Source organism: Sphingomonas psychrolutea, from assembly GCF_014636175.1.
Taxonomy (GTDB): Bacteria; Pseudomonadota; Alphaproteobacteria; order Sphingomonadales; family Sphingomonadaceae; genus Sphingomonas; species Sphingomonas psychrolutea.
The window spans coordinates 126,811-137,677 of the sequence record NZ_BMDW01000006.1; the positions used below are offsets into that span (position 1 = coordinate 126,811).

Genomic DNA, 10,867 nt, shown 5'->3' on the forward strand with positions numbered 1-10,867 from the left:
GCTCACGAACGGAGCCAAGACGCGCATATGATCCTCGAATGTACCGAGTGCCACACGCGATATCTCGTCCCCGACGCTTCGATCGGGGCGGATGGGCGCACGGTGCGCTGCGCCAGCTGCAAACATAGCTGGTTTCAGGCGGGCGTTCCGGTGCTCGATCTGGTCGCCCGCGCCGAACATGTTCCGCCCGTGCTGGTGCCCGCGCCGACCGCGCCGCAGCCGCAGTCGCAGTCCTTTCGGGCCGAGCCACCACCCGAAATCGCCCCGCCCGGTTCCTATCCTGATTATGACGCGTTCGCGCATGAACCACCCTTCCGCCCGCGCCGTAACCCGGCACGGCGCTGGACGATGGCGGCGTTCGCTGCAGGGACGGCGATGCTCGCGGGTGTCGGCGGGCTGCTCTATTCGGATGCGCCGGGCTTTGCGGGTGACCTGTTTCGTCCGGTCGCGCCGACGCCGTTGAAACTCGTCTCCAAACCGGTCGACCGGCACACCTTCAACGGTAACGAGATTTTCGCAGTCAGCGGGACCGTGCTCAACCCAACCGACACGCGCCAGGCCGTCCCCGACATTCGCGCCGATTTGCGCGATGCGCAGAAGCGAATCGTGTTCAGCTGGATGATCCGGCCCGAGACGACAACGCTCGCACCCAAAGCGCAAATCCAGTTCAACAGCGCGAAAATCGACGTGCCGGTCAATGCGCAGGAACTCGTGCTCAGCTTTTCCGGCGAAGTCGCCAGCTGACCAGGCCAAAGCGCGCGCCGTGCAATATCGCCGCGGCGACCATGCCCAGACCCGAGGCATAGACCAAGCCGATCGGCCCGGCGCCGCTGTGTACGAACAACCAGCCCGCACCGCCGGTCACGACGAAGAACGCCGCGATGCTGTTCACCCCCGCCGCGACCTGGTCGCCGAGTGAGCGCAGCGCATAGACGATCACCACTTGCACGCCATCGAACAGGATGAACGGCGCCCATACCGGCAGCATCGCCAGAGCTATCTCATGGACCCCTGCCGCTGCCGGAAACGCCGCGACGATCGGCCCGCGCGCGACGACGATCAGCACCGCCAGCACCGCGGTGAACAACGCCGCCAGCCCGACCGCGATCAGCGTGCGCGGGATCGCGAGCGCCGGGGTCCCCTCGCCCACGGCATTGCCCACGCGCACCCCGGCCGCCGACCCAAGCCCCAAAGCGACGCCAAACGTGACGTTATGCACCGAAAACACGATCTGAAAGGCATGCGCCGTTACCGGCCCGAACCCAGTCGACAGCGCGATCAGGATTGAGAAGCCGGCGAGCTCCAGCCCCGAGGCGAGCGCGGGAATGGCCCCGAACGTCGCCAACCGGACTGCCCCGGGCACAGCGGCCGCCCACGCCGTACCCGACAGGTCGCGCACCCCACGTTCGCGCGCGCGCGGCGTCGTCCACGCCGCCGCCAGCATCAGCACCGCCCCGATCGCCGAGGCGGTCGCCGTCGCCACCGCCGCGCCGACCGCACCCAGCGCAGGCAGACCGAGATGCCCGCCTGACCACGCCCAGGCGAGCAGCGCATTCAGCGGCAGGATCGCCAGATTGACCACCATCACCCGCTGTGGCCGCGCGATCCCCTCCAGGAAAAAACTCGCCGCGATCATCGTCAGCTGGAAGGGATAGGATAGCGCCATGACGCGCACGACGCGCGCCGCCGGCACGACCAAGGCAGGAGCAACGCCGATCCCGCCGAGCAGTGATTCGGCAAACAGTCCGAACCCCAGCGCCCCGAGCAACCCGAGCAAGACCGCCAGCACCAACCCATCGCGCAGCGTCGCGCCGGTCTTCGGCAAATCCCCCGCCCCATCGGCGCGCGCGGTGAAGACCAGCGTGCCCGACAGCCACGCCAGCCCCGCGACGATCGTGACGAAAGTCAGCGCGCGACTCGCGCCGAGCGCCGCGACCTGATCGGTTCCGGTCAGCCCGACAACGACGATGTCGGTCACGCTCAGGATCGTCCAATTGAGGCTGGTGAGCATCACTGGCCACGCGAGCGCGAGCAAACGGCGGGTCTCAGCGGACCAAAGCGAGCGGCGCTGTTCGGACATTGCCGCGTGCTACCCGGATCGGGTCACTGCCGATAGGGCGCGATTGGCGTTGCGCCCCGCCCAAGCCTTTGCTAGGGGCGCTCCCCTACCAGCTGCCGGGCGTGCCCGGCGATGTTACGTGCGGCCGTGGCGGAACTGGTAGACGCGCAACGTTGAGGTCGTTGTGGGCGAAAGCCCGTGGAAGTTCGAGTCTTCTCGGCCGCACCATTTTTTTCTGAGGGATGCTGGGGGCAGGCGGGGTGAAACCCCTCGTCGTGCGTCCCCCTTGCGTTGACAAGTTGGAAAATGTTGCTCAAATGTTCTCGCCGCCTAAACAGCGGAGAGCAGCATGACTCATCTATCATATGACGAACGCCGGCGCGCATTCGCGATATGATTGCGGACGGGCAAGGTTCCGATTGCCGAAGCAGCCAGCGCGGACCGCGTCGAATTCAAGTTTAATCCCTACCATGATCAACGCAATGGGCGCTTCACCTTTGCGCCCGGTGGTATCGCAGGTCCCGCGAGTGATCGCTTCCGGCGATCAGCACCGGTAAGAGTGAAGCATGCGGCCCGAGCGGGAAGCGCGGACGATAAGGAAGAAATTCAGGGCATCGACACTTTGGCTCCGGCGGGGCGACAGGCACGCCCGCCAACGCGTCCGGGTCCGGCGATGGGACGCGGCAGCAACAGTCGGGCCTTCGAAGACCCCATGACGCTCGAAGAATCCTTTCCGGGACTACGAACATCTCCAGGTGGCACCATCCTTGCCGTAGCCGACAATCTATTCGATTTCACCGGACCCGCTAACAGATCAATGGTGGAGTTCCTGCAGGACCAGTCAAAGCGCCTCACCGCACAGATTAAGGCTTTCGATCCGAAGTGGCACTATGACGAGATTGTCCCGACCGATGCGTTCCGAACGCCGATCGTCACGCTGCAAGGTTTGACCGCGAAGGTAAACGACCTGCGTTTTCAGCGTGTTGCTACTGTTGCACGCGTACAGGGCGACTATCGGCTGCTTCAAGTCGAGACGCTCCGCTTCGTGCAGCGACGCACCGACAACGCCTACGAGGACGGACTGAGCCTGCTCAAAGCCGGGCGCCTCTCGCCGCGACTGTCCGAGCAAGAAGCGCTTGGTAATTACATAGACCGACGGGTTCGGGAGGAACTGCGCGAGCGTTATGCTCGATTCGGCATCGATTCTGCTGGTAAGGGACCTGTTCGCGTGAACCGGCGTGAGGATGACAGTTCTGGAACCGACACCACCTATCGCCGCCCCGATGCGCGGGTAAAGGACGTCGCGTTCGACGTGACGCTCACCCGCAAAACATTGGGAACGGCACAGGTGCGCGGCTTTTTCAGCACCGACTTCAGGCCGAGTCGCGTCGTCATCATTCGCCCGCGCCAGCTCGGCGCTAACCACACCTATGTCATTGCCCGTCCGGAGACCAAACGATGAGCGGACCGAACCCATACTTCAATCCTAAGCCCTATATTCCGGCATCTCTTAGCGAGATTTACGACACGCTTGGCTCGATGATCCTCGGGGCTCCAACCTTCGTTGATCGGCTTGGCGATTTCCCTGGCCGCAACATCGACAGCGAATTCAATAAGCTCACGCAGGGCTTCGCGCTCGTCCGCAAAAAACTTGGCGAGGAGCGTTACGCCAAGCTCATCGATCTGGCGGCGCGCGCCAAAGCGCTGTTTGCCGCCGATCAGGACGATACCAACGGTAAAACCGACGAGGGATACGCGCTGCTCTTCGAGATCGAGGATGAGATACAGGCGGCGCGTCGCGGTCAGGTGAAAGCCAAGCTCCCGGACGAAGATGGCGAGATCACCGGAGACTGAGGCGAGCGCCGAGCGTCTTCGCAGTAGCCCCGATCGCCCGCCGGTGGCATGTCGGGCCAAACACCCGATTACACAGGAGAGCCAATCATGACCGACCCGATCCCGCAGCACGGGCTGCAATTGCTTTCGCTCGTCACCGCAGAGGGCAAGCTTGAGGTGTCGTTGGTCGATCAGCCGGCCGCCGAGCCGCGCGAGGATCAGGTGGTGGTCAAGGTACTCGCCACGCCGATCAACCCGTCCGATCTCGGCCTGTTGTTTGGCGCGGGCGACCTTTCCACCGCGCAGGTCGCGACGCGCGACGGCCAACCGCTCGTCACCGCCGACGTACCAGCGCCAGGAATGCGCGCGATGGCGGGGCGGATCGGGGAGGCGATGCCGGTCGGCAATGAAGGGTCTGGCGTGGTGATCGCGGCGGGCGCGTCCCCGGCGGCGCAGGCGCTGCTCGGCAAGACCGTCGCGATGCTGGGCGGGGCGATGTATGCGCAGTACCGCACGCTGCGCGTCGCCGATTGCCTGGTCCTGCCCGATGGCACTGCGCCCGCCGACGGCGCATCGTGCTTCGTCAATCCGCTCACCGCTTTGTCGATGACCGAGGTGATGCGCCGCGAGGGCCATAGCGCGCTGGTCCACACCGCCGCCGCCTCCAACCTCGGGCACATGCTCGTCAAGATCTGCGCGAAGGACGGCATTCCGCTCGTCAATGTCGTGCGCAGCCCGGCGCAGGCCGAGCTGCTGCGCGGCATCGGTGCGGTGCATGTCGCCGATTCGAGCGCGCCCGATTTCCTCGACACGCTGACCGCAATGATGGTCGAAACCGGCGCGACGCTCGCCTTCGATGCGATCGGCGGCGGCAAGCTTGCCGGGCAATTGCTGAGTTGCATGGAGGCCGCCGCGGTCAAGCGCATGACGACCTACAGCCGCTATGGCTCCGACACGTTCAAGCAAGTCTATATCTATGGCGGGCTCGATCTCGCGCCGACCACGCTCAACCGCAATTTCGGGTTCAGCTGGGCGCTCGGCGGGTTTTTGCTGACGCCGTTCCTGGTCAAGATCGGGCCGCAGGCGGTGCAGGCGTTGAAGGACCGCGTCGTCGCCGAACTGACGACGACCTTCGCCAGTCATTACACGCACGAAATCTCGCTCACCGAGGCACTGCAGCCGGAGATTTTCGCGGCTTATGCCAAGCGTGCGACCGGGTCCAAATATCTGATCTGCCCGCACAAGGCGTGAGGATAGCGGGCGGCGGCTAACCGAAATCGGCCGCCGTCGCCATCGCCCCCATCCGCGCGCAGATGCCGTGAAATTCGCCGACCATGTCGTGGATGATGTCGCGCGCGCTGCGGACCTCGTCGATCAACCCGGCGCTTTCACCCGCCAGACCGACCGATGCCTCCATGTCGCCGGCGAAATACAGTTCCTGAATCCGCGCGAAGGTGTCGGCGGGCATCAGCCCGGCTTCGTGGATCGCGGTGGTGCGCGCGGTTTTCAGCGCGCGGATGCACGGCGTCGATTTGGTGTTGAGCATGAAGGTGCCGGTTTCCTTAGCGTCGAGGATCGCTTGTTTGAAGCCTGGATGCACCGGGCTTTCCGCCGACGCCACGAAGCGCGTGCCCATCTGCACCGCTTCCGCGCCCAAAGCGAAGGCCGCCGCCATGCCGTTGCCATCGCAAATCCCGCCCGCCGCAACCATCGGCACGTCGGTGACGCGGCGAATCGCCTGGAGCAGGACCAGCGTCGAGACTTCCTCGGGATTCTTGAACCCGCCACCCTCGCCGCCTTCGACGATCAACCCGTCGACCCCCGCCGCGACGCTCTTCAGCGCGGCATCGACCGTCGGCACGGCGTGATAGACGACGATTCCGGCGGCTTTCAGCGGGCCGACGAACTTGGCCGGACTGCCCGCCGAGGTGGTTACGAATTTCACCCCCGAGGTGCAGATGAAATCGAGCATCGCTTCGTCCTTGAGGAAGCGGATCGGCAAATTCACCCCGAACGGCGCATCGGTCAACGCGGCCATCTTGAGAATTTCGGCCTGACAAATCGCGGTTTCGCCCGACGAAGTCTCGATGATGCCCAGGCCCCCAGCCTCGCACACAGCCGATGCCAGCGCCGAACGCGCGATCCAGCCCATCGGCGCCTGAACAATCGGATAGCGTGCGCCGGTATGGGCGAGGAAACGGTTCATGGCGAACACCCTTTCAAACGGTCCGCTTGCTTGTAGCGGCAATTGGCAGCGGTGCTATAGCGACACGACAGGTCGGTATGATCCGCCGCGCGTAGAGGCCGACGCTTTTGAAACCTCCCATCCCCCGCAGCGGCAGCGCCGTCCCGACCGGTCGCCTTGCCCGGCTGTCGCGCTTCGGTGGGCTGGCGGTGGGCGTCGCCGGGGGCATGATCGGCGAAGGCGCGCGGCAACTCGCCAGCGGCAAGCGCCCGGCGTTCGGCGATTTACTGCTCACTCCCGGCAACGTCGTGCGCGTCACCGATCGGCTGGCGAAGCTGCGCGGCGCGGCGATGAAATTGGGGCAATTGGTGTCGCTCGATTCGGGCGATCTGCTGCCGCCCGAATTATCCGAGATCTTCGCGCGCTTGCGCGCCGATGCCGAACCGATGCCCGCGCGGCAACTCGGCGCGGTGCTGGCGGCTGAGTGGGGTGCGGATTGGCAAAGCAAGCTCGCAGCCTTCGATGCCAATCCGATCGCCGCCGCCTCGATCGGCCAGGTCCATCGCGGCCGGACACACGACGGGCAAAATCTGGCGATCAAGGTCCAATATCCCGGCGTCGCGCAGAGCATCGACAGCGATGTCGACAATGTCGCGACGTTGCTGCGCTTGTCGGGGCTGGTGCCCAAGGAGCTCAACCTTGCGCCCTTGCTCGCCATCGCCAAGGTGCAGTTGCGCGACGAGGCCGATTACACGCGCGAGGGGGAATGCCTCGCGCGCTTTGGCGCCTTGCTGGCGGGCGATCCGCATTTCCACGTCCCCGATTTCCTGCCCGCGCTGTCGACCCCGACGATCCTGACGATGTCCTATGCCGAGGGCGTGCCGATCGAGTCGCTGGCCGACCGCCCGCAAGCCGAACGCGATGCGGTGGCGGGGCGGATGCTCGATTTGGTGTTGCGCGAACTGTTTGACTTCGGCCTGATGCAGACCGACCCCAACCTTGCCAATTACCGCTATGACGCGGAGACCGGGAAGATCGTCTTGCTCGATTTCGGCGCGACGCGCGAAATCGCCCCCGAGATCGCCAATCTCTACCGCCAAATGCTGCGCGCGGTGCTTGATGGCGACCGGGCAGCGGCGCTGACGGCGCTCGAGGGGTTCGGGCTGTTCGATGCCGCGACCCCGACGGCGCATAGCGACGAAGTCCTCGCTTTGTTCGATCTCAGCGCCGGCATGTTGCTGCAGGAGGGCGCGTTCGATTTCGGCGATTCGCGCTGGATCCAATCGATGCGCGGGCGTGGCCTCGCGCTGGCGTCGGACCGTAGCGCGTGGCGCGTCCCCCCGGTTGAGACGCTGTTCGTGCAACGCAAGCTTGGCGGCAGCTATTGGCTGGCGGCGCGGCTCAAGGCGCGGGTCGATCTGCGCGCCTTGCTCGATCGCTATTTGTAGCCGCTACCAGAGCCGGCTACCCGGGATGCCTTTGAACGGTCCCGCCACCGCGCTGGTGATCCAGCCGCCGTAAAACCCGCCCGGCTGCGGCACGACGGTCTCGCCGTTCACGCTGCAGCGATCGAACGCGTGCGCATAAAAAGCGACATGATCGCGTAGCATTGCAAAGCTGCGCGAGGGATTGGGGTAGCTCCAGGCGACCGCGGGCAGCACCTCGCCGTCGAGCACGACGTCCCAATAGACCGCTTGCCCCTTCCACTCGCAGAATGAACTCCCCGCGCCGCGGCGCAGCACGCCGGGGCGGATGTCGGCGGGGGGGATGTAATAACTGGGGGGATGGCTTGTTTCGAGCGTGCGGATGCTGGCGGTCGTGTTTGCAACATTTAGCGTTCGATGTTCGATTGTGATGTGCGCAAGCGTGGGTTCGCAGATCGCCGGACGCGGGAAGGACCAGACGCTTTCCTGCCCCGGCAGGACGGGATCAGGCGTGGGCCAGGTCATGTCCGCTCCCACTTTCGCATCGTGCGCTGCAGCAGCGGCCGCGCGCGGAGGAACAGCAGATAGAGCTGCTCCAGCCCCGCCAGCACGATCGGCGAACGCGCGGCAAGGCCGAGCGGGCGCAGCAGCGGAATCGCGCGCCACATCGCCGCGAACGCCGCCGCACCCGACAGCAGCACGCCATTCTCGCGCGCGTGGAAGCGGGCGAGCAAGTCGCGGCGGTCGATCGGGCAAGCCGCATCCTCAGCGGCGACATCGATGAAATCGATCGCCCCGGCCCGATCGAGCCGCCGCATCACCGCGATCTCGCGGCGACACAACGGGCAGGCACCGTCGTGCCACACCGTCAAAGCGGATGTTGTGTGTTGGTCCATGCCGACGCTATCGCACAGGCGCGCGGCTAGCCCAAGGCGGCAAGCGCGGCACGGTGGTCGCCAAAATTGCGCGCGGCTCGGCGCAGGAAATCATCGATCGCAGCCATATCGGTCGACCCCGGACCCGCTGGATTCGGCGCAGTTTCGGGATAAACGCCGTAGCCCGCGAACAGACAATGCCACGAGGTTGCGGCATAATAGCCTGCAATGCCCTGCTGCGTGATCTCGGCCTCAAGATCGCCGCCGATGAACCAGCAGGTGATGATGCTTTTGAGCGAATCGGACAGGCGATCGTTCGCGGCATTATCGCGCCAATAGGCCGTGTCGCTGCGCCGGTTCATCCGGTAATGACACACGATATAATCGCGGATCCCGTCATAACGCGCGGCGATGCGCGTGTTGAAGGCATCGCGGTTGGCTGGGGTAAAGCCGCCCGCTTCATAGGCCTGAATGAACCCCTCGACCGTTGCCTGCACGATGTGCAGCGCAGTTGCCTCGAGCGGTTCGATGAACCCCTGTGACAGGCCAACGGCGAGGCTGTTGCCAACCCAGGTCTCGGCGACGCGCCCGACCTTCATCGACAGATGCCGGGCGGTCCCTTCGTCGCCCACGCCGAGATGCGCGCGGAGTTCGGCCTCGGCTTCGTCCTTCGAGCAGTAAGACGACGCGTAGACATAGCCATTGCCGGTGCGGCTGGTCAGCGGGATGTCCCACGCCCAGCCCGCTCTCAGCGCAGTAGCGCGCGTGGCGGAGGCGGTGCCGGTCGGGTCAGCCGGAGTCGGCATCACCACCGCGCTGTCGTTGAACAGATTTTCGCCGAACGACACGAACGGCACGCCGAGCGCGGCCTGGTGGATCACCGCGCGAAAGCCGCTCGAATCGACGAACAGGTCGCCGTCGATCTGCTCGCCACCCTCTGCGACGAGATGCGTCACCACCCCATCCGCCACCGCGACCTCGACGATGCGGCGTTCGAGATGCACCACGCCTTGCTTGACCGCATGATCGCGCAGGAACGCGCCCACCAAGTGCGCGTCGAAATGATAGCCATAGGCTGGTCCCAGCGGAAACGCTTCGGCGGCAATCGGGGCGAGCCGCTCAGCCGCCAGCCGCGCGGGCAGGAAGAAGCGGTCGGGGTGCGCCCATACGTCCTGCCCATGCCGCCGCTGCCGCGTCGCATCGAAAAAGGCAGGCGCGGTGTGGAGATCAAGCGGGCTAGGCAAGGGGTGGAAATACCCGTCGTAACCCGCTCGCTCGGACCAGCCGTGAAAGGCGATGCCGTTCTTGTAGGTTGCGTTGCAGGCCGGCATCCACTCCGCCTCGGCAATGCCCAATCGGTCGAAGAACGCCTTCAATTGCGGGGTCGATCCCTCCCCGACGCCGATGATCCCGATCTCGGGGCTTTCGATCACGGTAACCGATGCACTCGGCCAAGCATGCGCGAACAAGTTCGCCGCCATCCACCCCGCCGTACCGCCGCCGAGGATGACGATGCGGTGACTAGCAGGCGACGACGTCACTTCAGAAGCCAGCCAAAAATCTCGTCGAGCCGCGCCGCCCAGGCGTTTTCCTCATGCTCGGCGCCAGGATAGGCGCGGCTTTCGAAATCGCGGCCCTTCTGCCACCCGAGGGCCGCAACATCCTGATCGATCAGTGCTTGAAAAGGCGGGTACGCGGCATCGAGCGTCTTGTCGCCGTGGTCCATCCACAGCCGCCGCCCGTTCGGCTTGCCAAGATGCTGCGTTAGATACGCTTTCCACAGCGCCGGTCGCTCGTCACCCGGCATCAGCATCAGGCCGAAGGTCAGCGGCCAATGCGTCGATACGCACCCGGCACGCCCGAACACCTTGGGCCGCTCGATAAAGGCGTAGCACGACATCAACCCGCCCATGCTCGACCCGACCACCGCCGTGTGCGCGGCATCACTTCGGGTACGATAGCTACGGTCGATCATCGGTTTCAATTCGTCGGTCAGGAAGCGCAGATAGGCGTCGCCGGTCAGCGGGCCCTTGGCGCTCTGCTCGATCTCGGCGCGCAATTTGGGCGAGGCGGCGGCATAGAGCGCTTGCGGGAAATATTGGCGATAGCGCGCCTGACCCGGTTCATCGACACCGACGATGATGACCGGCGCGATCTTGCCGGCCGCCACCAGCCGCAGCACGGATTTGTCCGCTGCCCACACCTTGTCGAAGCTTGAACGCTTGCGATCGAACAGATTCTGCCCGTCATGCATATAGACGACGCCATAGCGCCGGTTGCCCGCATCATAACCCGGCGGCAGCCAGATGGTGACGCGCGGGGGCGTGATGTTGACCGAGGGCGCGGCGTCGATCGTGACGAAGCGTCCGGCATCCTGCGCATTGGCGCGCAGCGGGATCAGCAATGCGAGCAAAAGCAGCGCCACCAACACCGCTTCCCCGGCGAAGGCCGGGGCCCAGTTCCGCAGCGTCGATGCTTCGGACACTGCGCT

Annotated in this window: 11 protein-coding genes and 1 tRNA gene; 6 read left to right on the top strand and 6 right to left on the bottom strand. The window is 65.2% G+C overall.

From position 1 onward, the window contains the following. Window positions 1–27 precede the first annotated feature (27 nt). Window positions 28–744, top strand: a complete 717-nt coding sequence (locus IEV62_RS06705; RefSeq protein WP_188446087.1) for an MJ0042-type zinc finger domain-containing protein — start codon at window positions 28–30, stop codon at window positions 742–744. Here IEV62_RS06705 and IEV62_RS06710 read toward each other — a convergent pair. Then, window positions 716–2,080 carry an MATE family efflux transporter gene (locus IEV62_RS06710; protein ID WP_229732865.1) on the bottom strand — a complete coding sequence of 455 codons (1,365 nt, stop codon included), beginning with the start codon at window positions 2,078–2,080 and terminating at the stop codon, window positions 716–718. The genes IEV62_RS06705 and IEV62_RS06710 overlap by 29 nt on opposite strands. 120 nt (window positions 2,081–2,200) lie before the next feature. On the opposite strand from IEV62_RS06710, the gene IEV62_RS06715 reads away from it, so the two are divergent. From IEV62_RS06715 to IEV62_RS06730, 4 genes are all read left to right on the top strand, one after another. Beyond that, window positions 2,201–2,287: transfer RNA gene (locus IEV62_RS06715), tRNA-Leu, on the top strand. A 169-nt stretch (window positions 2,288–2,456) separates the two neighbouring features. After that, window positions 2,457–3,521, top strand: coding sequence for a hypothetical protein (locus IEV62_RS06720; protein WP_229732866.1), 1,065 nt, complete (start codon window positions 2,457–2,459; stop codon window positions 3,519–3,521). Beyond that, the gene (locus IEV62_RS06725; RefSeq protein WP_188446088.1) at window positions 3,518–3,913 is read left to right on the top strand and encodes a hypothetical protein; all 396 of its coding nucleotides are present in this window, start codon (window positions 3,518–3,520) and stop codon (window positions 3,911–3,913) included. The genes IEV62_RS06720 and IEV62_RS06725 overlap by 4 nt, the downstream gene beginning before the upstream one ends. Before the next feature lie 87 nt (window positions 3,914–4,000). Continuing rightward, window positions 4,001–5,143 (top strand): zinc-binding dehydrogenase, encoded by a 1,143-nt coding sequence (locus IEV62_RS06730; protein ID WP_188446089.1) that lies wholly within the window; start codon window positions 4,001–4,003, stop codon window positions 5,141–5,143. 16 nt (window positions 5,144–5,159) lie between these two features. Here IEV62_RS06730 and IEV62_RS06735 read toward each other — a convergent pair whose 3' ends face one another. Next, window positions 5,160–6,098 (bottom strand): NAD(P)H-dependent flavin oxidoreductase, encoded by a 939-nt coding sequence (locus IEV62_RS06735; protein WP_188446090.1) that lies wholly within the window; start codon window positions 6,096–6,098, stop codon window positions 5,160–5,162. A 107-nt stretch (window positions 6,099–6,205) separates the two neighbouring features. On the opposite strand from IEV62_RS06735, the gene IEV62_RS06740 reads away from it, so the two are divergent. Continuing rightward, window positions 6,206–7,525 (top strand): ABC1 kinase family protein, encoded by a 1,320-nt coding sequence (locus IEV62_RS06740; protein ID WP_229732867.1) that lies wholly within the window; start codon window positions 6,206–6,208, stop codon window positions 7,523–7,525. 3 nt (window positions 7,526–7,528) lie between these two features. Here the strand turns inward: IEV62_RS06740 and IEV62_RS06745 are convergent, their stop codons facing one another. From IEV62_RS06745 to IEV62_RS06760, 4 genes are read right to left on the bottom strand one after another with little or no spacing between them, the layout of a single operon-like run. After that, window positions 7,529–8,026 carry a DUF427 domain-containing protein gene (locus tag IEV62_RS06745; protein ID WP_188446091.1) on the bottom strand — a complete coding sequence of 166 codons (498 nt, stop codon included), beginning with the start codon at window positions 8,024–8,026 and terminating at the stop codon, window positions 7,529–7,531. Further along, window positions 8,023–8,397: a thiol-disulfide oxidoreductase DCC family protein gene (locus tag IEV62_RS06750; RefSeq protein ID WP_188446092.1), complete on the bottom strand. Its 375-nt coding sequence runs from the start codon at window positions 8,395–8,397 to the stop codon at window positions 8,023–8,025. The genes IEV62_RS06745 and IEV62_RS06750 overlap by 4 nt, the downstream gene beginning before the upstream one ends. A 26-nt stretch (window positions 8,398–8,423) precedes the next feature. Then, window positions 8,424–9,917 (bottom strand): tryptophan halogenase family protein, encoded by a 1,494-nt coding sequence (locus IEV62_RS06755; RefSeq protein WP_188446093.1) that lies wholly within the window; start codon window positions 9,915–9,917, stop codon window positions 8,424–8,426. Then, a complete protein-coding gene (locus tag IEV62_RS06760) occupies window positions 9,914–10,861 on the bottom strand; it encodes an alpha/beta hydrolase (protein WP_229732868.1) in 948 nt (315 codons plus the stop codon). The genes IEV62_RS06755 and IEV62_RS06760 overlap by 4 nt, the downstream gene beginning before the upstream one ends. Between the last annotated feature and the right edge of the window lie 6 nt (window positions 10,862–10,867).

Coding starts and splice junctions, on each gene's coding strand:
- IEV62_RS06710 (WP_229732865.1), bottom strand. CDS start 2,080: ATGTCCGAACAGCGCCGCTCGCTTTGGTCCGCTGAGACCCGCCGTTTG.
- IEV62_RS06735 (WP_188446090.1), bottom strand. CDS start 6,098: ATGAACCGTTTCCTCGCCCATACCGGCGCACGCTATCCGATTGTTCAG.
- IEV62_RS06730 (WP_188446089.1), top strand. CDS start 4,001: ATGACCGACCCGATCCCGCAGCACGGGCTGCAATTGCTTTCGCTCGTC.
- IEV62_RS06750 (WP_188446092.1), bottom strand. CDS start 8,397: ATGGACCAACACACAACATCCGCTTTGACGGTGTGGCACGACGGTGCC.
- IEV62_RS06705 (WP_188446087.1), top strand. CDS start 28: ATGATCCTCGAATGTACCGAGTGCCACACGCGATATCTCGTCCCCGAC.
- IEV62_RS06745 (WP_188446091.1), bottom strand. CDS start 8,026: ATGACCTGGCCCACGCCTGATCCCGTCCTGCCGGGGCAGGAAAGCGTC.
- IEV62_RS06725 (WP_188446088.1), top strand. CDS start 3,518: ATGAGCGGACCGAACCCATACTTCAATCCTAAGCCCTATATTCCGGCA.